The 20,904-nt window shown below is 40.6% G+C and carries 18 protein-coding genes; 9 read left to right on the top strand and 9 right to left on the bottom strand.

Going from position 1 to position 20,904, the window contains the following annotated elements; translation table 11 throughout:
• Nucleotides 1–147 precede the first annotated feature (147 nt).
• The 8 genes from U1E44_RS10605 to U1E44_RS10570 all read left to right on the top strand — a co-directional run bounded on the left by U1E44_RS10605 (nt 148) and on the right by U1E44_RS10570 (nt 6,363).
• Complete coding sequence (locus U1E44_RS10605) at nt 148–1,023, top strand: c-type cytochrome (RefSeq protein WP_322931059.1); 876 nt, start codon at nt 148–150, stop codon at nt 1,021–1,023.
• Between the two features lie 175 nt (nt 1,024–1,198).
• The gene (locus U1E44_RS10600; RefSeq protein ID WP_322931058.1) at nt 1,199–1,576 is read left to right on the top strand and encodes a c-type cytochrome; all 378 of its coding nucleotides are present in this window, start codon (nt 1,199–1,201) and stop codon (nt 1,574–1,576) included.
• 15 nt (nt 1,577–1,591) lie between these two features.
• Nucleotides 1,592–2,449: a DUF5777 family beta-barrel protein gene (locus U1E44_RS10595; RefSeq protein ID WP_322931057.1), complete on the top strand. Its 858-nt coding sequence runs from the start codon at nt 1,592–1,594 to the stop codon at nt 2,447–2,449.
• 119 nt (nt 2,450–2,568) lie between these two features.
• Nucleotides 2,569–2,835 (top strand): hypothetical protein, encoded by a 267-nt coding sequence (locus U1E44_RS10590; protein ID WP_322931056.1) that lies wholly within the window; start codon nt 2,569–2,571, stop codon nt 2,833–2,835.
• Nucleotides 2,836–2,841: 6 nt separating this feature from the next.
• Nucleotides 2,842–3,783, top strand: coding sequence for a 4Fe-4S dicluster domain-containing protein (locus U1E44_RS10585; RefSeq protein ID WP_322931055.1), 942 nt, complete (start codon nt 2,842–2,844; stop codon nt 3,781–3,783).
• Nucleotides 3,780–5,093 (top strand): NrfD/PsrC family molybdoenzyme membrane anchor subunit, encoded by a 1,314-nt coding sequence (gene nrfD / locus U1E44_RS10580; RefSeq protein WP_322931054.1) that lies wholly within the window; start codon nt 3,780–3,782, stop codon nt 5,091–5,093. Before U1E44_RS10585 ends, nrfD begins: the two co-directional genes overlap by 4 nt.
• A complete protein-coding gene (locus U1E44_RS10575) occupies nt 5,090–5,947 on the top strand; it encodes a hypothetical protein (RefSeq protein WP_322931053.1) in 858 nt (285 codons plus the stop codon). Before nrfD ends, U1E44_RS10575 begins: the two co-directional genes overlap by 4 nt.
• Nucleotides 5,948–5,958: 11 nt before the next feature.
• Nucleotides 5,959–6,363 (top strand): c-type cytochrome, encoded by a 405-nt coding sequence (locus U1E44_RS10570; RefSeq protein WP_322931052.1) that lies wholly within the window; start codon nt 5,959–5,961, stop codon nt 6,361–6,363.
• Nucleotides 6,364–6,425: 62 nt separating this feature from the next.
• On the opposite strand, the gene U1E44_RS10565 is transcribed toward U1E44_RS10570, so the two are convergent.
• The 8 genes from U1E44_RS10565 to U1E44_RS10530 all read right to left on the bottom strand — a co-directional run bounded on the left by U1E44_RS10565 (nt 6,426) and on the right by U1E44_RS10530 (nt 19,374).
• On the bottom strand, nt 6,426–7,319 hold the full coding sequence (locus tag U1E44_RS10565) for a hypothetical protein (RefSeq protein WP_322931051.1): 894 nt from the start codon (nt 7,317–7,319) through the stop codon (nt 6,426–6,428).
• Between the two features lie 394 nt (nt 7,320–7,713).
• Nucleotides 7,714–8,829, bottom strand: coding sequence for an alkaline phosphatase family protein (locus U1E44_RS10560; protein WP_322931050.1), 1,116 nt, complete (start codon nt 8,827–8,829; stop codon nt 7,714–7,716).
• Nucleotides 8,830–8,845: 16 nt separating this feature from the next.
• The gene (locus U1E44_RS10555) at nt 8,846–10,438 is read right to left on the bottom strand and encodes a fibronectin type III domain-containing protein (RefSeq protein ID WP_322931049.1); all 1,593 of its coding nucleotides are present in this window, start codon (nt 10,436–10,438) and stop codon (nt 8,846–8,848) included.
• Nucleotides 10,435–11,814 (bottom strand): (R)-1-hydroxy-2-aminoethylphosphonate ammonia-lyase, encoded by a 1,380-nt coding sequence (gene pbfA, locus U1E44_RS10550; RefSeq protein ID WP_322931048.1) that lies wholly within the window; start codon nt 11,812–11,814, stop codon nt 10,435–10,437. The genes U1E44_RS10555 and pbfA overlap by 4 nt, the downstream gene beginning before the upstream one ends.
• Entirely contained in the window at nt 11,801–13,066 is a 1,266-nt protein-coding gene (locus tag U1E44_RS10545) for a ComEC/Rec2 family competence protein (RefSeq protein WP_322931047.1), read from the bottom strand. Before U1E44_RS10545 ends, pbfA begins: the two co-directional genes overlap by 14 nt.
• Nucleotides 13,067–14,710 carry an alkaline phosphatase family protein gene (locus tag U1E44_RS10540; protein ID WP_322931046.1) on the bottom strand — a complete coding sequence of 548 codons (1,644 nt, stop codon included), beginning with the start codon at nt 14,708–14,710 and terminating at the stop codon, nt 13,067–13,069.
• Between the two features lie 21 nt (nt 14,711–14,731).
• Nucleotides 14,732–16,168: a SusD/RagB family nutrient-binding outer membrane lipoprotein gene (locus U1E44_RS10535; protein WP_322931045.1), complete on the bottom strand. Its 1,437-nt coding sequence runs from the start codon at nt 16,166–16,168 to the stop codon at nt 14,732–14,734.
• A gap of 11 nt (nt 16,169–16,179) precedes the next feature.
• Nucleotides 16,180–19,374, bottom strand: coding sequence for a SusC/RagA family TonB-linked outer membrane protein (locus U1E44_RS10530; RefSeq protein WP_322931044.1), 3,195 nt, complete (start codon nt 19,372–19,374; stop codon nt 16,180–16,182).
• A gap of 273 nt (nt 19,375–19,647) precedes the next feature.
• On the opposite strand from U1E44_RS10530, the gene U1E44_RS10525 reads away from it, so the two are divergent.
• A complete protein-coding gene (locus U1E44_RS10525; protein ID WP_322931043.1) occupies nt 19,648–20,214 on the top strand; it encodes a helix-turn-helix domain-containing protein in 567 nt (188 codons plus the stop codon).
• A gap of 2 nt (nt 20,215–20,216) precedes the next feature.
• Here U1E44_RS10525 and U1E44_RS10520 read toward each other — a convergent pair whose 3' ends face one another.
• Complete coding sequence (locus tag U1E44_RS10520) at nt 20,217–20,903, bottom strand: phosphonatase-like hydrolase (protein ID WP_322931042.1); 687 nt, start codon at nt 20,901–20,903, stop codon at nt 20,217–20,219.
• Nucleotide 20,904: the final 1 nt, after the last annotated feature.

Below are 20,904 nucleotides of genomic sequence, written 5' to 3'. Positions count from 1 at the left end.
ATTTGCCACAATTTCAATACTAAAATACTCATTATTAATAGGCTATATGACTTATATCATGAAGTACAACCTAATTTGATCGGAACTTGCAGCTATAAAACAGTACCCTTTTGGTACACATGAAACAAAACTTAAATACAAGTATATATGAAAACAACAGGAAAACCAATCGCCTTTTTAATAGTAGGACTTCTACTTATGGGTGCCCAAAGCTGTACCCATGATGATCGTGAATTTGTAGATATTGTCCAGGAAAATGAAAATCAAATTGCGTACGATGCAGCCGATGTTATCGTTGGCAGTATGCTTTATAATGATTTTACGCTGACCCCGGGCTTTGATGGCCCAAATGACCCTTCGGTAGATATTGCCAATATTACAGGATTTAAAGATTTTTACAGATGCAAACAATGCCACGCATGGGATCAAAAAGCGAAGTTTGCTTCTTATATTAACAGGGCACCCCGTGTAAATAGGCCCGATGTTTCCGGAGCTCAACTCACCAATCTTAAGTTTGCAGACATCAGTATTTTGTTTGATAAAATTAAAAATACCGGCGGTGGTGCGGTAGATCCTGCAAGAACAGCAGATGGCACCAATCCTGCCTTAGGAGGCAATGACCATCCCGATTACGGAACCATACTTACCGATGCTCAAATTTGGGATTTGGTAAAATTCCTAAGAGAAGGAGCACTAGATACGGATGAATTATACGCCATAACCACTGTAGGCAGTTATCCCACGGGATCCCGCACCTATTCCGATCTTGGTCGTAATGGAAACGCTGCGGCAGGTGATGTCTTTTACACCTCCAAATGTGCCTCATGCCATGGTGCAGATGGGAGCAATATTCCCTTAGGTGGCAATACATTAGGAAAATTTACTAGAGATAATCCGCATGAAGTTCAGCATAAAATCGTTTCCGGACAGTTAGGTTCATCCATGGGGCCAACCCCAGCAACATTGGAGGATATGAAAAATTTCTATAAAGCAATTAATGACACCATTAAATATCCAAATTAAGGATTTCAATAAAATCTTTGGATAGGTTATTTGCTTTCTTTCAATCTATTTTAATGATGATTTTAAAAAAACCATCCGAAGATTTTACTGGCAAAAAGGATGAGAAGTGCCGACATAACCGTAGTGTTCATTGGCGAATTACATCGAACCACCTAAAACACCTAAATATAAACTGATGAAAAAAATTCAAAAATATATTATAGCATTGGCCTTGGGTATTGTGAGCTACTCTTGCTACTATGACCAGCTACCTGATGAGGACACCATACCACTACCTACAAATGTTTCATTTCAAGGTCAAGTACAGCCCATATTTAATAGAGCTTGCGTAAGTTGTCATGGCGGTAGTTTGGCGCCAGATCTTAGAGGCAGTAATGCTTTCAATGCATTGCTGAACGGAAACTTTGTGATCCCCAACAATGCAGAAGAAAGCACTTTGTTCAAAACCTTACTTGGGCAAGGTGCCCCTTTGATGCCGCCCGGCACTCCTCTAAACCTAACGGATATTAATGTAATCCGACAATGGATTAACGAAGGCGCACTTAATAACTAATTAAAAATGATCGACATGAAACTATATCCATATCTTTTGAGTCTCGTATTTGCGCTTCCAAATATGGCACTATCTCAGGAAGAAACTGATGGCAGCACCGAACCACAAGAAATTAAATTAGAGCGCGAGGCCTTTGAAAGTACGGCTCTTATTGAAAACCAGACCAATGTACTTAATTCTAAAGGTACCTTAGAAATGATCATGAACCACCGCTTCGGTGTGGTCAATGCCGGGCCGGAATCTAATGATCTTATTGGCCTTTGGGGGCCCGCAAACATTCGTGTAGCACTTACCTATGCCTTGCACGACAGGATAACTGTGGGCGCAGGAACTACCAAAGATAGCCGTTTACAGGATTTTAGCCTAAAAGGTGCCATTCTAAGGCAGACCAGAGAAAATGAAATGCCGGTGAGCGTTACCTATTATGGAAACTTTACGGTGGATGCCCGACGAAAAGAAAACTTTCAATATACCGAAGATCGCTATTCTTATTTTAACCAAATTATCATTGCTCGCAGGTTTAGCAGAAACCTCTCCTTTCAAATTGCGCCTAGTTTATCGCATTTTAACCTTGTAAAAAGCAATATGAAGAATGACATGTTTGCGGTGGCTTTTGGAGGAAGGGCAAAAATAACACCCACAATATCCATGATCGCAGATTACAGTCAGCCAATTACCAGCTTTTCATCGGGCACGCCTGATCCGGGCGTAAGCATTGGGCTAGAATTTTCTACAGGTTCGCATGCATTTCAGGTATTCATCACCAATTACAAAGGAATTGTACAACAACAGAATTATATGTTCAATCAAAACAATTTTTTTAGTGGCGATTTCTTAATTGGGTTTAATATTACCAGATTATGGCATCTTTAAAAAAGCTGGTGAAAGACCAAAATGGGAATTAAAAAAGGAGAAAACTCTACATGCCGACACCATGTGATCGGCAAGATATACCACAAGTAGTAACCAATGTTTTGTAAATAGTAGCAGCGATGAAAAAAAGAACTAAAAAAGAAAATGTTACAACAGGTCGAAGAAAATTTTTTCCCATACTTGGAACTGGGCTATTGCTCCCCTTAATGGGCTTTGGAAAACCGCTCCCTACGCCACTAGAAGAACCTGAGGACGCCTACCAGACCCTTTTAAAACCCGATGGCACCACAGTAAAAGTTAAAAAAAGTGTCGTGGCTAAGGCCAAGGTGGTTGAAAAAAACATATCGAACATCTCTTTTTTAAAGTGGTTGAATAAAGCGAAATAAAAAATTATGATTGAAGATAAAAAAACAACGAGACGTAATTTTTTCGATATAGGAATCAAATTCGGGCTTTTCGCAACGGTAGGCACCGTTGCCGCCGTAAAAGCCCTCGAAAAAGAACCGAGTCCTTCGGGCATGGTAGAACTGATGTCTACCGACGGAAACATTGTGCAGGTACCCGCCTCGGAGGTACATGAATATCATCATACCCCGGTAGGCTATGACCCCCGGGAAGGGTTTCCCAATAAAAAATTTGTAATGGTTGTAGATTTGGCCAAGTGCAAAAATGCCCTTAAATGTCAATCAGCTTGTAACAAAGGACATTATATTACCGGCGACAATGCCTGGCTAAAGGTGTATAAAATGCAGGAATCGGAAAAAACGGCACCCTATTTTATGCCCACCCAATGCCAGCACTGCGATAAGCCTCCCTGTGTAAAAGTCTGTCCGGTAGATGCTACTTTTAAACGAAAAGACGGCATCGTACTCATAGATAATGAACGCTGTATAGGCTGTCGATTTTGTATGGCCGCATGTCCCTATTCCACTAGAGTCTTTAATTGGAACGAACCCGAACAGCCTGAAATGGTACAAGAAGAACCCTATACTCCGGATTATTGTGGCAAACCCAGTATAAAAGGCACGGTTGATAAATGTGATTTTTGTCCGCACCAAACCCTGAAAGGAGAACTCCCCTTTTGCGTTTCTGCCTGCCCTAATGATGTTTTTTCGTTTGGAGATCTTTATGAAGATGTTGTAACGAATGGCAGTGGGCAAACGGTTAAGCTGAGTACACTGCTAAAAGATAGAGCCGGACACCGTTTACTGGAAAGCCTCGGGACAGAACCTAGTGTTTATTATTTACCGCCCGTTGATCGGTTGGTAGAATTTGAGGAGGGAATGGAAAACTACAACGAATTTCAGTCTGTTGACAAAACCGAAACATTATGAGCGCCTACGATAAATTAGTACAAGATTTAGCGCCTCGCAAATTTGGTAAACTTGGCGTTATATGGATGAGTTTCCTAGTGGTTATCATTGTTGCAGCCCTTTATGCATATATTCAGCAATTGGATAAAGGCCTAGTTATTACCGGTATGCGCGACTATGCCCTATGGGGAGTGTATATCTCCAACTTTGTGTTCTTTGTGGCCATTAGCTTGGTAGGATCCCTTGTTACTGCTATTTTGCGCTTATCTGGTGTAAAATGGAGCACACCTCTTACCCGAATTTCAGAAGTAATCGCCGTGGCTGCGATTATTATGGCGGGGCTTACTATCATCATAGATATGGGTCGTCCGGAGCGCCTTTATTATTTGTTCATGCACGGTCGATTACAATCGCCAATAATTTGGGATGTATTGGTTATTACGACCTATTTGTTCATTAGTTTGTTGTTGCTATACTATCCTTTACTACCCGATTTTGCTATCTTGAAAAAACACTTTAAAGCCAAGCCTAAACTAGAGAAATGGTATGGCAAATTGTCGTTGAACTGGTCTGGCTCCCCAAAACAGAAAGAGTTGTACCAAAAATCGATAAAAGCACTTTCAGTTATGATTATTCCGGTGGCCTTTGGTATTCATACGGTAACGGCATGGTTATTTGCCACAACGTATAGGCCCGGCTGGGATAGTTCTAACTTTGGCCCTTATTTTATAGCAGGAGCCTTTGTAGCAGGGGCAGGAGCTGTTGTTGTTATTATGTATGTTCTGCGAAAGGTATATCATTTGCAAGGGTATATTACCGACATGCATTTTGATAAAATGGCAAAATTATTGGTTTTGCTTTGCTTAGTTTATTTATACTTTAATGTGAATGAATATTTAGTACCCGCATATAAAACCACTGCTGATGAAGCAGCACATTTGGAAGGCATGTTCACCGGTAGTTACGCGCCCTTATTTTGGACGGTTATTGTAGGAGGATTAATCGTTCCTGTACTTGTATTATTATTTCCCAAGGGAAGAAAACCTTTACCCCTGTTTATAATGGGGTTGCTGGTAGTTATTGGCGCTTGGTGGAAACGCTATCTCATTGTAACCCCAACCTTGCTTCACCCATTTTTACCTATTCAAGGAGCTCCGGAAAGTTGGCATCAATATTTTCCTACTGCTTTAGAGTGGATCATAACTTTCGGTACTTTAGCATCCGCCTTACTTATTATGACCCTCTTATTTCGGTATTTGCCCATAATTCCCATAGAAGAAACTGCCGAGGAACGAGGTATTATAGAAACCCATAAAACAGAAAAATTATGAAAATGCCGATGTATCCTATAAAGATGTTGTTGTGTGCTTTTGGACTGTTGGGCGCACTTAATCTTCAGGGACAAGAAAAATTAAGTGCCCGAATAACTGTTGAATATGTTAAGGTAATGCAGCAGCACAGTTTTCTAAAGCTGTCTGCCATATATCGTGGTGAAAGTGGTTTTGAACCCTGCAAAAATTTAACATTCAATATCTATAAGGTAATCGAGGATACCTCTACTGAGGAAGTCTCAGAACTAAAACTGGGATCGGCAAATACGAATGAAAATGGGAATACAACCTTTACCTTACCACAAAAATACATTTCAAACGAAAACGAGTTTCTCGTGAAAATTGAAAATAGTGAGGTCTATGAGGAAGGCGAAGAATCCATTTCGGTAACCGATGCACTATTGGAAGCTTCAATTGTGACAATAGACAGTCTGCATACTATTAATGCCCAACTACTGTCTGCTACCAATGAGCCCATTCCAGAACAAGAATTACTGGTAGGGCTTAAAAGACTTTTTGGGAATTTAGCCGTCGGTGACGAGGATGCCTATGAAACTGACGATGAAGGCGCTATTGCAGTTGCACTCACAGAACCCTATTCCGGTGTTGACGGAAAGCTGCTTTTTGAAATTTCATTAAAGGATAGCGATGTCTTTGGCACAATTATAGCACCTGTAATAGCGGATATGGGCGTACCTATTGTTGACACCTCTACGTTTGACCAACGAACTATGTGGTCGCCACCAAACAAAACACCACTGTTTTTATGGATAGTACCCAATATCATCTTAATTGGTATTTGGTCTGTACTGGTGGTATTAGTGCTTAATCTATTCAAAATCTTTAAATCTTAAATACAAACATTATGAAAACGTTAAATTATGTATCACTTATAGGAATTGTAGCCTTGGTTACCCTTTCTTTTACCCCTTCAGTTCAAGAGGAATGGGTAGTTCCTGCGAAATTTAAAACCATGAAAAATCCGACGGATGCAAAAGATAAAGAAAATCTAGCTATTGGAAAAGCGTTGTATGCAAAACAATGTGCTTCATGTCATGGCAAAAAGGGTTGGGGAGATGGCCCTAAAGCAAAAGAAATGAAAGGGGATTTAGGGGATTTTTCTGCGGCTTCCACCCAAAAACAAACCGACGGAGAGTTATACTATAAAATAACAGAAGGTAGAGATGATATGCCCGGCTTTACAAAAAAAATACCTTCAGAAGAAGATCGCTGGCTTGTGGTAAATTATATGCGTACACTAGCAAAATAACCCTTACGTTTCATCTAAAAATGGGACTATAACCTATAGCCCCATTTTTTATTTGAAGCCAATTACTCCACCATAGTGGCGCCTTGGGGCGGATCAAAATAGCGCTGATCTATTCCTTGATCAAAGGAAACCTCACTCAGTGTTATGGAGGTGATATATTCCCCAGGTAAATCCTTGTCAGAAAGCCAATGCGTTTTATAGCTTTCAGGAAGTGTAATACCCGCTACGGTTTGTTCCCCAAAAAGATCCATAAATTTTTCGGGCATGTGGCCACCCTCAGGAAAATAAGCGGGATAAGAAACAATATATCGTATAACTCCCATTTTATGTGTGGCGGCATGAAAGTATAGAATGTAATAGTCATCAGGAGCATCGCCCGTACCTGAAGCAAAAGTTACCTTAACCACATCCCAATTTTCATTCTTATATTGCGTTTGCGGCAAAAGCTGTAATTGTACCCCGGCACCATCCAAAACAAAGGGTAATCCAGCAAAATAAAAGGGTGTTAGCGCCCAAAATTTGGTGTCGTAGGCAATGGAAGTGCTATCCCTTACGAGTTTCCAATGTTCCTTCCCGTTCCATCCGTATTGTAAGGTGGTGTCTAAGGCCTCCTTCTGCCTTACCTTATTGCGCCACGTATCTACCGTATTATATGTATTTCTCGGTGTTCCTTCTCCCAAAGGTTGATAGTTAAAATGAAACGAAAAAAATCCGTTAGAAAACCATTTTTCCAAACCGCCGTGTGCCTCCATAGCATTCCAAACAACCGTTCCTGCCTCCGATGCTTGCAACTGTTCCTTTGCCTTTGTTACCCTACTTTGTATCCATGATGCCGGAACCATTGTGCCGGCTGTGGCCTCTGCATTCGTAGGTGCAGCCGCCTTCTCTTGCGCTTTTTCTTTACAGGCTAAAAAAAATAGTACTACGCCAAATATGGCATACAATTTTGTTCTCATATCTATTTATTTATTATTCTTTTATTTGTCAGACCTGCCTTTATCGAAAGGCAAATCGAATTCGCTAATGTGTTTAAAGACTATTTTAATGATGTCGGATTCCTTTGTGTTTTTATTGGTATTTCCGAGGATCAAAAAATGCTTTGAAGAGGCTGTACCGATTTTTTGTTATGCCTTGTTTCTAGGGTAAAGTTACAAAAATTACTCCTAGGGTCGTATTACTCTATAACGCATCCGTTTTGAAAGCAGGAAATTGAACGTAAAAAACCGATGCGAGGCACATCGGTTTTAACTAAACAAACTCAAACTCAGCTAACTCAAACTACTCTGACAAAGATCGAACTCTTTTTACGTAAGCGTGTTAAGGCAACTTCAATAAAACCTTAGTTAATTCCTATTTTGAATTGATTTTTAAAGGATTGGTATCAAATGATGTTGTATCGAATTCCACATGAAGCACTTGTAAAACTGTCGGCGCAATCTGATTGGCATATAGTTGTTCGTTCGTAGTCGCTTCTCCCAAAGGCTTTACGCCATTACCAAAAGCAACCAGCCACACCTGATCGGACCCTTCAATACTACTTCCATGACTTCGCCATGTATCTAAAGGTAGGGTACCCCGTCCATGGTCTGTAGTTATAATAAAGGTAGTCTGGTCTTTGTAAAAGGGATCGTTTTGCGCTTTATTCCATAAATCTTTAATAAAAGCATCTGTGGTCTGGGCAGATGTCAGATACGCATCGTAGTCACCATCATGCGCAAAATCGTCGGTTTCTCCATAGGCGATATATACCAATCTTGGTTGTGCCTTTTTCATATACTCTAACGTATAGTGATGGGTAAAAGCATCTAAGCGAACGGTACTCCAAGGGCTTGGGATTTGAGACTGTAGTTCATTTAAAAATTGTTCCCGTTCAGATAGGGTATCCCCCAACGCATTTTCGAAACCTGCATTTACAGGGACGCCAGAACGTTCCTCATTTACAATATAGGGAAATACATCCCAGCTGCCAAAAGCAGCTACTTTGCCTTCAAAACCGGGTTGTTGATTTACCAATTCTAAAATGGTTTTGTTAGGATTATTCATTTTGTCATTGCTGGTAATATGTTCATCATCAGCCTTGCCTGTGAGAATCTCATTGTATCCCGGATACGAAAACCGCATGGTGTTGGTTAGGTTCATCTGGCTTCCAAGATTCCGGTTTCCATTCAATTGTCCTATTTCTTGTACTTTACTCCAAAAAAAAGGCATCAAGACTTTCCGGCGTTCTTCAGGAGAATTCCGCCAAAATTTTTGCTTTAAATCCGTGGTATCGCTTACATAATCTTTGTTAGAGACCAAAAGGGAATCGGCTCCCGTAAACAATTCTTGCCACCGCAGACCATCCACAGTAATCAAAATCACCTTAGGCGCAAAGGTTTCCGAAACTGGGGTTGCGACTTCCTGTTTTGGGTTGCAGGAAGTTAATAGAAAAAAAAGGAAAGTGCCATTTAAAAGAGTGTTTTTCATCGTATTTTAATTTTGATTAGTTATGAGTTTGAAATTGTGCGGTTGCAGACCAATCGCTCCAATGCAAGTTTTGATCCCGGTAACGGACGCGCCAAAAATAGGTAGTGTTGGGTTTTAGTCGTTCTGTTGGTTCATCCGTAAGATCATCGCCTTTTTGTCTGTTTTCTAAATAATACCAATTCTCATGTTGCTTCCATCGATCTAAAATTGGTTTTTCAAAACTTTCTGTTTCCGAAATCTGCCAGTGCGATGCGGCATGAAAGGCATTTTTATAGCTGCTGCTAAAAGCTGCGGCTTTCAACATGGTACCCGTAATGGCTACTGTATTATTATTGGGTGATATGGTTTTTGGAGTAGCGGGTTTTCGTTCGTTCTTGTAAATGGTAATGCTATCGGTAATTTTATTCTCATGTGTATTTAAATCATTACCTCTACTGATGCGTTTAACGGTGAATTTAGGATCATTAACATCTGCATCTACCTCAACCAACACAAAACCATAATCGTCTTGGGTAACGGTAAACTCGTCATAATCCCTGCCTTCAAATTCACCCCAATTATCAATGGCTCCCCCGGCAGATGCTACATTAATCCATAAATGTTTATGGTCTTTAGATTGTCCTCTGGAATAGCCATGAGTATGGCCAAAAAAATGCAGACTTGGTTTTCCGGATACCAAACTAAATTTTTCTAATAATTGCACCACTTTCCCGGTGCTTTCTTCTTCCCCGGGAATCCATAATTCCGATTTATGAGGATGGTGCAATTGTGCAAATACAAAATCAATATTGGGATTTGCAGCCGTTTCTTCCAAGACCTTTTCCAGCCATTGGTACTGTTCTTTAAGATCTCTGTATCCCGAATTGGAATCGAGTCCAATAATTCTTGTATTGCCGTAATCTTTGTACCACCAATGTTCAGCGTAGGCCGGCGTTCCGTTTTCCGGCAGACTAAAATAATTAAAGTAAAACTGGGAGTTTTTTTCATGGTTTCCCGGAGTAGGATATAAAGGGACCTGTGAAAACAAATTTTCGGCCGGATTAAAAAAATCATTTTTCCACTGCTCGTATTTGGTGCCGTTTTCTACCAGATCTCCCGGAATCATTATTAATGCCAAATGGTCCGAAAGTGTTCCGTCATTGTTGTTTTTTAGATACGCTATTACGCCCTCGTTGGCTATCTCGTGCCATTTATCGGGTTGGTTGTGATCCTTTTGCATATCGCTCATAGCAACGATATTAAACGACTCATGATCATCTGCAAAAGGTGGGGTTTTAAATTGAAATACCTCGGAAACAGCTTTTCCGGTTTTAACCCTGTAATAGTAGGTAGTAAAACGTTGTAACCCTTCCAATTTTACCTCATGGATTCGGGAAGCGGTAAAATTGATGCCATAAGCTATTCCCTGTGCTTTCTTTCCTAATTTTGTGGTGAGGCCATATTCTACCAGACTTTCTTCTCCTGAGCTGGTCTCCCACATAATTTTAATAGAATTTGGGGTAGCATCCTGTAAATAAGGCTGTATCAAAATATTTGGTAAACCCTCCTGAGCTATAAGTCCGGTCGCTAAACCAAAAAAAAGTAATACTGTAACCGTGTGTGTTTTCATTTCAATGGATGATTGGTGGATACTTTTATAAGACTGTCTTCTAGTATTTGAAGAGCCGTGTTCAATTCGGTTCGTGAAATGGTCAAAGCGGGTGAAAGCTGTAAAACGTTACCGGCGGAGACTTTAAAACTGAGCCCTTGTTTAAGACAGGCGTACATCACTTTTTCTGCCTCATCTACTGCCATTTCTTTGGTCATTCTGTCTTTGACTAATTCTACTCCCCATAGCAGCCCTTCTCCTCTTACATCTCCTATAATTTGATGCTTTTGCTTCATCTTTTCAAGTGCTGTCATCAGGTACAAACCGTCGATATTTGCTTTTTCCAGAAGTTTTTCTTCTTCAATAATTTGCAACGTAGCTAGTCCTGCTGCGGCTCCAAGCGGACTTTTTTCATGGGTGTAGTGGCCCAGAGAAATATCCCCGAACCGATCGTATTCTTCCCGTGCAACGATGGCTGCTTGTGGTATAATGCCTCCGCCTAATCCTTTACCCAAACAAAGCATATCGGGTTCAATACCATAATGCTCATAAGCAAACATCGTTCCTGTTCTGCCTAGGGCAATTGGAATTTCGTCTAGGATTAAAATGACCCCATGCCGGTCACAAATCTCACGAGCCGATCTCCAAAAGCTTTTAGAGGGAATCTGTACATCCGTATTTCGTATCGTTTCTGCCAGAAAGGCACCGATATCCCCTTCTTTTTTTATAACGTATTCTAAATACTCCAAACATTTGTCTTCATCGCCTTCAAAAATTCCGCGATAGGTTATGGGGGGCGGAATACGCTCAACCCCGGGCATCATTGGCCCCATATACTCACGGAAAACGGCCTCTCCGCCAGCACTAATGGCATCCAAAGAAGCTCCGTGAAAGGCATCCCAAAAAGAAATCACCTTAAACTTTTTTGAAACGGCTCGCGCCAATTTTAAAGCGATACCAATGGCGGAACTACCATTGGGCGTCATTAAAATCTTATTCAGCCCCGGAGGTGTCAGCGATGTTAGTTTTTCAGCAAAGGCTATAGCGGTCTCATTGGTATAGCGTCGTGTAGAAAAGGTAAGCCCTTGTAACTGTTCAGTAAGGGCTTGTATTACTTTTGGATGGGAAAACCCGATTTGATGCACATTATTGCCGTGAAAATCGAGGTATTTCTTGCCGGAAAGATTCTCAATATAAGCCCCTTCACAGGTTTTTAAAACGTCTAAACAAGGGGTAGAAAGTGCCTGATGCAGGAAGTATTTTGCGTCTTTTTCTAAGATTTTTTTTGTGTACTCATCTACTTCATGATTGTTCCATTCCTTTCTTGCTGCGGTAAAATTGATGTCGCCTTCTACCTTCTTGGAAAAAGACTTCTGATCTGTGTTATCGTGATACATAGGGCCCAAATTTAGCTATGACCTCTCGCTTCTCAGATTGATCATTAAGTACATAAATATCGTACTTTTTCCCTGAATCGTACACGCGAACTACAATATGCCCTTGCTGACTTTTATATCGATTGGTAAGTCCGCCGATAACCGAGATATTGGGTTGTAACAACGCGGTTGCAAAAATATCCCGGGATCCCGGATAGAGTTCCTCTGAGAGAATGCGTCGTAACACATTGTTATCCGGATGATCCGAGGACCAGCTTTGACCAATCCATACTTTTGGGCGCAGCGTTCTCACATAAAAAGTGTTTTGGGAATCTCGGTTGCCATGGTGGTTTAGCGTTGCTACATCTACGGAGCCAACTACAGGAGCAATATGCGATTCTACGAAATTAAAATCGCTTTCGCCGAAGCCATTTACGCCACTGATGTCGCCACCGGTAAAATAATCGAAATCACCATAAGATATTTTAATACAAGCACTTAAAGGGTTTTCACCGGGATATTGCTCTTTTTTAAAAAGTGAAAAATTTTCTTCACCTTCTCCAGTCCAAACTTCTCCGTTTACTGCAATATTCTGGACATAAAAATTTGGAAATTTCTCAGGAAAATTTGTCAATCGGATTTGATTTAAAGCACCTGGCAGCAATGCTTCATGTACCAGTCCGTTTTGTTTGGATTGATAGGCAATAAAATTCCAGTAATTCTTTAAGGTGGCGATCATGCCATAGGCATCGTCTTTATTCAAAGCGAATTGAATTTTGGCATCTTTTAGGTCGATGGGATAGGTGCTGCCCCTGTCTATCATTTTTTTGATAGGCAATTTATCCCCTACGGCTGTAATTCCTGTTAAAAAATAATCTCCATGAACTGCCTTTATTCTAGTGGAGTCCATTTCCCCAAAATGATCATCGTGATAATGGGTAATAAGGGCGTAATCTAAGTGCTGTGACTGCTTTTTTGGTAAAAATTGATCTATATAATCTACTATCCACTCCGGTGCTGTTTTCCTACGGTTTGGTGTTAATTTAGTATTTCTATCAGATAGGGTTCTGGGATGCGTTTCCGACATATCGCCCGCATCAATAAGGATGGTAGTGCCATCCGGGAAAATACCAAAAGCGGCATTGCCTCTACCTGTTGCGATATGATGTAGCTCTAACACCCCTTCTTCCCAAGCAGGAAAAACGTCCTGTTGGGAATAAAGAAGTGCCCTTGAACTAATGAAACAAAACAGAAAAAAAACCTTAAAAAACATTTATTGTAATCGTGTTGTTGGTAAAATTTGTTTAGGCATACCTTCGGTTTTATAAAATACATCTAACCAGCCTTCCCCGCCTCCATTAAACCAAACAACTTCCAAAGGATAGGTGCCGGGCAATAAACGAATACTTCCCTCCTTTTCAAGGACCCCATGGTCCCCATCATTGTCTACCACAAGGGTATTATTGATCGAGAGCTTGCTACCGTCGTCGGATCGGGTGTAAAAATGATATTTTCCTTCAGTTTCGATAACCAAGTTGGTTCTAAAGCGAACCACTGTATTATTTTTAATTTCTTCTTTTACCTCATCGGAGGTAATTTCAAAAGAATTTCCTTTGGCATTTGCCGTTTTCCCTTCCAATACAGGGATATTTTGGAGGTTGTTCAAATAGAAAACCTCGTACTGCACCGGAGCTTTTTTTGCATTTTTCTTTACTCGTATATAGGCGTCACTAATGTTACTGGCCACCTGCCCATCGATAAAAACAGCGCTTCGTATCACCGCGTTTTTATCTAAACCCACAACATTTTCAGCCAGTTCAGAGTTGGCATTGGGCATAGAACCATCTACCGTAAACCGAATTTCTCCGTTGGGATTTGGGTTTTCAAAGCGAATGGTGGCTGAATCAGTAAATAATCCTCCTGCTTTTTTATACCCCTCCGCTTTTGGAAATAGTACAGGTTTTTCTACCCGCTCTACGATAGGATAGGCGTCTATAATTTCAAAGCCTTCGAAAGCAGTTTTTACCGGTTTTCCAATCCATGCTAAAGGCATGTCCAAACCTAAGGCAAATGCTACCGTTGCGGCATTATCGTACTGATAAACCGGGTATTTTACCCTTTGTCCCTTTTTTATTGATTTTCCCCATAAAATAAAGGGGATTTCCATTTCCTGCAGGGATTCTCCTCCATGGCCTTTTCCCATCCCACCATGATCTGAGCTTAGGATCACCAAGGTCTCCTGTGCAATGCCTGCTTTTTCTATAGCTTGCATGAGTTGTCCAAGAAGCGTATCACCCGTTTCTACAGCATCAAAATATTCCTTTGTACCATGCCCAAACTCATGCCCGGCATGATCTATATGATCTAAGTGAATAAATGTGAAATGTGGTTTTTTGTCCTGGATGTAAGCACTTGCCAAGGCAGCTGTTTCTTCTTCCGTGTCGGGGCTCACATCGTAATCTACGGCACTTTTTTCGAACAATCGGCCAAAACCGCCCCAATGATATATGGCTCCAATTTCGGCATTGGGTATTTGGTTATCAATGAGATGAAAAATAGTGGGAAACAAAAAGTCTTCCTTTTGGGAGATGGTGGGAAGTATAAAATTATCTCTTTCCCAGGCATTAGAAGTAATTCCATGCTGCTCCGGCCCTGCTCCCATAATCATAGAAGCCCAGTTTGGACTGGAGGATGTAGGCATCACAGATCGGGCATGGAATGTATAGGATCCCTCAGCTATTAATTTATCAAAATTTGGCGTCGAGGCGTTTTGTAAGCCATCCGGACTTAATCCATCAAAACCAATAACAACGACATGTTTTATGCCTAAATCATTTTGTGGCTTCTGCTCAAAACAAGACCACAGGGAGCACATCCCTATGGTCATGAGTACATAAAAAAGTAGGCTGTATTTCATTTTAATATCTGGTATAACCGTTTATTGCTCCCACCAGCCCTTTATATTAATATCATTGCCTCCAATTTTGGAGACTACTGCCTCAAAATTTTGACTATTAAGGGTTTGTTCCGAATCGGGATACAGGAAACGCACCGGCACACGATCATCATTAACATTGTCAGAGCCGGGAACGATAAAGGATGGCAATCCGGTTCGTCTAAAATCGTACCAACCCTCGAATCCTACCAGAAATGAGGCCAGCCATTTTTGCGTTATAATGGTTTCCAATTGGCCATCGTAGGCAACCCCGTTCTGGGACAGGTACGCACCCAAATCCTGAGTAATATCCCAATACTCAAAAGAAAGTCGTATCCCTTCGTTGTAAAGCGTTTCCGCATCTCCGGAAATAAGACCGCGTTGCATGGCCTCAGCAAAAATAAAATGAACTTCGGCGCTTTGAAGTATGGCTGCCTTAACGGAGTTGGGCGAGTCAAAGAAAAACGATTGCCTAAGGCGAGACACATTACTTGCACCACCATTAAAATTGGATGCATTGTCCTCACTTAAACCATTAGGTAAACCAACAAAAAGATTAGGATCGTCTGATGGGTTGTCTGTAGGTTGAAACCACTTTTGTAAACGATTGTCATTAAACCCTTTCAGTACGGACTCAATAGTTTCGCTCATCCTAAACTCGTCAAAACTGCCGACCCGACCGCGACTTACAGGCCAAGAATCGATCAGGGTCGTTGCCGGATAGATCATAACCGCATTGTCTTGGTTGGTGGCAAAAAAGACGCCGCTATTAAAAATAGCCTGAATGTCGGCAGAAACATCTCTTCTTCCGGAAATTCTCAAAAGAAAACGTAATCGCAAGGAGTTTGCAAATTTTCGCCACTTCTCGGTGTTGCCACCATAAATAAGATCGCCACCAAAGACCGGATCTCCTGCTCTTAGGAGTACTTCTGCGGTTTCCAAATCATTTATAATGGCATTGTAAATAACCTCCTGATCATCATAGGCCGGTGTGAAATTACCATTGATACCGTCTATTGCTTCTAAAAATGGAACATCTCCCCAATTGTCTGTAAGAACCGAAAAAACATAAGATCGCATAATAAGCGCAATACCTTCGTACGAACTGTTCTTGGTTGTTTCAGCTCTGGCCGATTCAAGTATGATATCTATTTCTGGAAGAATTCCGTAATGTTCGTTCCAAATACCAGATTCTGAACCCCAATCATAACGGTCGAAACCAGTGAAATTAATTTTTGCCGTAAGTTGCGCAACTATATTCCCGTTTCCCCAACCTGTTGTTACGGCACTATTTGCCACGGTGCTCAAAACGGTGGCAAGCAACAAATCTGAGCTAACTTCCTCCGGTTGGTTCGGGTTGGTGTTGGTTTCCTCAAAGCCTTCGGTGCAACCCATTAAAGTCGTTACTATAATACTACTGAGTAAAATAAATCTTTTCATTTCCGTAAAATTTAGAATGTTACATTAATATTGAAACCTACGCTTCGAGAACTTGGCGTTGCCATATCTTCTACACCGGGAACAATGGTGCCCCCACTAAAGGATAACGTTTCGGGATCGAAATGAGGGTTTTCTGTCCAAAGTGCAAGATTTCTTCCTACTAACGATAGATTTAGCGTTCTTATAAACGTATTCTTCAACATCTTGGAGGGGAAATTATAACCTAAACGCACCTCTCTAAGCTTTAAAAAAGACGCATCGAACATCCCTATTTCTTCATTTGTACGGTTGAATTTCCACCAGTAAAAATCCCTCCCGCTAAGGCGTACATCATTGGGTCTAAAACTGCCATCAGGATTTTGAATAACCCCTTCTGAAATGATTCCTTCTTCCCTGCCTACGGCGGTAAAATCCATTAATCCAGACGTTCCACCAATAAGAACAGTTCTAGAATTAACCACTCCGCCATGTCGCCAATCAAAAAGCACACCTAGATTAAAACCCTTATAGGTAAATGTATTTTGCCAACCTACCATAAAATCAGGATTGTAGTTTCCTAATTTTTTAAGTTCCGGATCACGTATAGAGAATCCGTCCGAATTATGTATAACTTGTCCAAAAAATGGACTATTCGGATCATCTACAGTAAGCAAACCTGTTCCGTAAACATCGCCCATTCTTCCGCCTACTTTGGCAAGAACGTTAATGTAATTCGATGATATCTCTAGGGTTTCTAGCCCATCAATCAAAGATTTAACTTCACCTCGGGCAGCGGTAAAATTAACATCGCTATTCCACGTAAACCCTCCCTTGGTTTTAACGGGTACCGTATTTAATACTACTTCTATACCGTAATTCCGTATTTCACCTGCATTAATAATTCGTGAATTAAATCCGGACGTATTAGACACCGGAAGGGTAATAATCTGATTCTCTACGGTAGAATTATAGTAGGTAACATCGAGTCCCAATCGATTATTAAAAAATCGCAAATCGGCACCCACTTCAATAGAGGTAGCCTCTTCGGGTTTTAAGTTTTCGTTCTTCAATACATTAGAGGCACTTACCCTTTGGGAGTTGCCAAAAGGCTCATTGAAAGAAAATGTGTTGCGAAGCGCAAAAGGATCGGTATCGTTCCCTACAACGGCCCAACCTCCACGCAATTTAAGGAAGGATACGGGGCCGCCCATCTGAAACATGTCGGAAAGTACTGCACTTACCCCCACGGAGGGATAAAAATAAGAATTGTTTTCTCTAGGCAAGGTACTAGACCAATCGTTTCGACCCGTAACGTCTAGAAACAAATAGTTTTTGTAAGATAGGTTGGCAAAGGCATAGAGGGAGTTTACTTTTCTACCATCTATAAACTGTGTTTTAGACAATGGTTCTGCCGAATTTTCAAAACTAAAAATTCCTGGAATAGACAATGAATTAGCACTAATACGCTTATAGCGATTCTCCTCGTCCCTTAAATTTCCTCCGAAGGAAAATCCTAAACTAACATCTTTATTTACGTCTTTATTGTATTGAAAAAGAAAATCAGTGTTTTGTTCCTTAAAGAAAATATCGTCCTCTCTATATTGTCCTCTGGCAAATCGCTGCGAACTGAAAGCTCGTTTCCCGATTCTTAATTCATTGAAGTAATCGATACCTGTCCGTACCATTAAGGATAAATCCTTGGTTAGGTTCATATCTACTCGGGCATTGCCAAAAATTCGATGCTTGTCGAAAGCATTGGTATTCTCGAACATGGTAAAAAACGGATTGTCGTGCCAGTTATAGTTAAAATTGAACTGTTGCCGTCCTTCTAAACCGGGCTGCCAATAGTCGCGTAGCGAATTCATATTAATTTGACGACCAAACCAAACCCATAAGTACATGATATTCTCTGTGCCGTAAGAATTATTGGGTCTGTTATTACTACTGCTGTTTACATAATTAAGGGAGGAAGACACCTTTAACCAATCGCTTAACTTGTAGGAACCACTAAGGGCATAGGTTTTTCGATCAAAATCGGCATTGGGTAAAATACCTTCGCTTGTAAGGTTGGTTAACGAAAGTCGCAAATCGCCAAATTCATTGCCTCCGGTAACAGAAATGTTGGTTGTACTGGTGGTGCCGGTTCTAAAAAAATCTTCTATGTTACCGGGTTGTGGTTCCCAAGGTGTCGGAATAATTTCATCCGCAAAAGTGCCATCGGCATTTCTTGGACGTACAGCAAAATCGGCCGCCCTAAATCCACTGGTTGTTGGGCTATCGTGTTGTGCTATTAATCTGCCGTCTAGCAATGGCCCCCAGCTCTCATCAATATTATCATTAATTCCGCCCCCAAAACCATCTAAAAAGGCAAATTCCCCGCCGGCACCTTGTCCGTATTGGTTTTGATATCTAGGAATCCGCAAGGGATCTTCAAAGGTCATGTTTTGTGTTATACTTACTCCAAGACCCTTGTTGTTCTTTCCCGTTTTAGTAGTTACCAAAACAACACCGTTCATACCCCGCGAGCCATACAAAGCGGTTGCGTTGGGCCCTTTTAAAATTGATATAGATTCTACATCATCGGGATTAATATCTTGTGCGCCATTTCCAAAATCGGTTTCTAAATTTCCTTCCACAGAATTACTGACGGTACGATTGTTAATAGGTATGCCATCTACCACAAAAAGCGGTGAATTGTTTCCGGGAATTAATGATCCTTCTCCCCTAATAACGATCAATGAGGTAGATCCTACCCCCGAACTGCCGCCGGTTACTTGCACACCGGCAGCCCTACCTGCTAGTGAATTGGTTACATTGGTTTCCCTGGCCGTTACCAAATCGTCTCCTTTTACCTCCTGTACCGCATAGCCCAAACGCTTCTTTTCCTTTTTAATGCCTAAAGCGGTAACCACTACCTCATCCAATTGTTGCGAATCGGGTTGCAATACAACAACCAAATTGTCTTGAATGCTTGCACTGATTTCTTTGGAAAGGTATCCTATATAAGATACCACCAAATTTTCGGTTGAATTGGAAATTGAAATTGCGAAATTTCCGTCGAAATCCGTAGCCACACCTGTGCTACTTCCTTTTATAACCACAGATGCCCCGGGCAACGGTATGTTATTTTCATCTAAGACCTTTCCACTAATTGTATTTTGGGAATGGCCTATGGCACATACCAAAAAAGCAAATACCGTGATTAACAGTTTTTCTTTCGTTTTCATATTTGTAAACTTTGGTTAATTATTACTTGGCAAATATCTATTGAATAGATTAAGTTATGCCAATAGAAATATTACCATATTGTAATAATTACATTATGTACATTATGAAAAAGTTAACAACATAAGTTTACAAATAATCAAAAATAATTTTTTTTGAAAGTTCCTATAAAAATGGTGTAGGTCTTGATGTAAATTGAAAGTTGCCTCTAAAAAATAGTAAAAATAAAATGTTCTATTTCGGTTTATTGGTATGTTTGTAACAGACTTAAAAGTATGCAAGACTATCTTATAGGTATAGGGAAACGAATTAAGGAAATTCGGAAAGAAAATAAAAAGACAATCAATGAAATTGCCCAAAAAGCGGCAGTTACCGGTGGTCTCATTTCACGCATTGAGAATGGCAGAACCATTCCGTCTTTGCCCGTTCTCTTAAAAATCATAATGGCGCTAGAGGCAGAGGTGGTCGATTTTTTTGGAGGAATGCCGCAAGTAAATGGTGCCAATTTTATAGTAGCCCGAAAAGAGGAAAATACACTTATTGAGAAAGAAGATGATGCCGAAGGCTTTGTGTATAATTACATTTTTGGAAAACAACTCTCCTGTTTGGGATTTGAGGCGGTTTTATTGGAGGTAAAACCGAACTCTAAACGAGAAAAAGTAACTACAGACGCATTTGAGTTTAAATATATAATTTCAGGAGAATGCTATTACAGTATTGGAGAGGAAGAGGTTTTGCTCAAAGAAGGCGATGCTATTTTCTTTGATGGGAGAATTTCACATGTGCCCATCAATAGAAGTAGTGCCTCATCAAAAATGCTCGTCTTGTATTTCTTTTTATAACACTACTTTTTCCCAAGCAAAATAGCTTTTAAATCGAATAAGCTATTGAGAACATAGGTGGGTTTTGCCGAAGCAAGCTGTTCTCTGGTATGGGCACCGGTGGTAACACCAACCGTAATTCCACAATTGGCATTTTTTCCCTCTTCAATGTCAATAATGGAATCACCGGCTTTTAGCACATGAGTGGGATCCGATACTTTAAGAAATTCCATAGCCTCAAAAATCATATCCGGATGCGGTCTGCCTCGTTTTACATCATCAGCCGTTATTAGAGCATCATAATGCACTCCTAATTTCCATTTCATCTTATATAGCAATAGTTGCGCGGTGTTATTATCGTAACCTGTGTTTAGCGCTACTTTAATTCCGGATTTTCGCAATGCAGTTATTAAATCTTCTACGCCGGAATAGGTGGTCACCTCCAAAGCTTGATATTCCTGTTCTAAAAGTTGTTTGAAATCTTGAAAAATTTCATTGGTCAATGCGGATATATAAGATCCCTCTTCTTCGGTGAGAATGTCTTTTATTGCTTGGTGTTTTTCCTTTCCAGCTCCGTGTTCCAGAACAAAATCTAAGGTGAGTAAGTACCCTTTATTATTGATGGCTTTTTGTAAGGTTTTATAGACTACATTATTTTCGTTTACTACGGTTCCGGCCATATCAAAAACCACCAGTTCTATATTACGCATG

Origin of the sequence: Aurantibrevibacter litoralis (assembly GCF_034651555.1) — a bacterium.
GTDB classification, from domain to species: Bacteria; Bacteroidota; Bacteroidia; order Flavobacteriales; family Flavobacteriaceae; genus Aurantibrevibacter; species Aurantibrevibacter litoralis.
This window is presented reverse-complemented; position numbering and strand designations above follow the sequence as displayed.

Bases quoted from the DNA above. Each gene is read 5' to 3' on its own strand.
- U1E44_RS10605 (WP_322931059.1), top strand. From the start codon at position 148: ATGAAAACAACAGGAAAACCAATCGCCTTTTTAATAGTAGGACTTCTA.
- U1E44_RS10600 (WP_322931058.1), top strand. From the start codon at position 1,199: ATGAAAAAAATTCAAAAATATATTATAGCATTGGCCTTGGGTATTGTG.
- U1E44_RS10595 (WP_322931057.1), top strand. From the start codon at position 1,592: ATGAAACTATATCCATATCTTTTGAGTCTCGTATTTGCGCTTCCAAAT.
- U1E44_RS10590 (WP_322931056.1), top strand. From the start codon at position 2,569: ATGAAAAAAAGAACTAAAAAAGAAAATGTTACAACAGGTCGAAGAAAA.
- U1E44_RS10585 (WP_322931055.1), top strand. From the start codon at position 2,842: ATGATTGAAGATAAAAAAACAACGAGACGTAATTTTTTCGATATAGGA.
- nrfD (WP_322931054.1), top strand. From the start codon at position 3,780: ATGAGCGCCTACGATAAATTAGTACAAGATTTAGCGCCTCGCAAATTT.
- U1E44_RS10575 (WP_322931053.1), top strand. From the start codon at position 5,090: ATGAAAATGCCGATGTATCCTATAAAGATGTTGTTGTGTGCTTTTGGA.
- U1E44_RS10570 (WP_322931052.1), top strand. From the start codon at position 5,959: ATGAAAACGTTAAATTATGTATCACTTATAGGAATTGTAGCCTTGGTT.
- U1E44_RS10565 (WP_322931051.1), bottom strand. From the start codon at position 7,319: ATGAGAACAAAATTGTATGCCATATTTGGCGTAGTACTATTTTTTTTA.
- U1E44_RS10560 (WP_322931050.1), bottom strand. From the start codon at position 8,829: ATGAAAAACACTCTTTTAAATGGCACTTTCCTTTTTTTTCTATTAACT.
- U1E44_RS10555 (WP_322931049.1), bottom strand. From the start codon at position 10,438: ATGAAAACACACACGGTTACAGTATTACTTTTTTTTGGTTTAGCGACC.
- pbfA (WP_322931048.1), bottom strand. From the start codon at position 11,814: ATGTATCACGATAACACAGATCAGAAGTCTTTTTCCAAGAAGGTAGAA.
- U1E44_RS10545 (WP_322931047.1), bottom strand. From the start codon at position 13,066: ATGTTTTTTAAGGTTTTTTTTCTGTTTTGTTTCATTAGTTCAAGGGCA.
- U1E44_RS10540 (WP_322931046.1), bottom strand. From the start codon at position 14,710: ATGAAATACAGCCTACTTTTTTATGTACTCATGACCATAGGGATGTGC.
- U1E44_RS10535 (WP_322931045.1), bottom strand. From the start codon at position 16,168: ATGAAAAGATTTATTTTACTCAGTAGTATTATAGTAACGACTTTAATG.
- U1E44_RS10530 (WP_322931044.1), bottom strand. From the start codon at position 19,374: ATGAAAACGAAAGAAAAACTGTTAATCACGGTATTTGCTTTTTTGGTA.
- U1E44_RS10525 (WP_322931043.1), top strand. From the start codon at position 19,648: ATGCAAGACTATCTTATAGGTATAGGGAAACGAATTAAGGAAATTCGG.
- U1E44_RS10520 (WP_322931042.1), bottom strand. From the start codon at position 20,903: ATGCGTAATATAGAACTGGTGGTTTTTGATATGGCCGGAACCGTAGTA.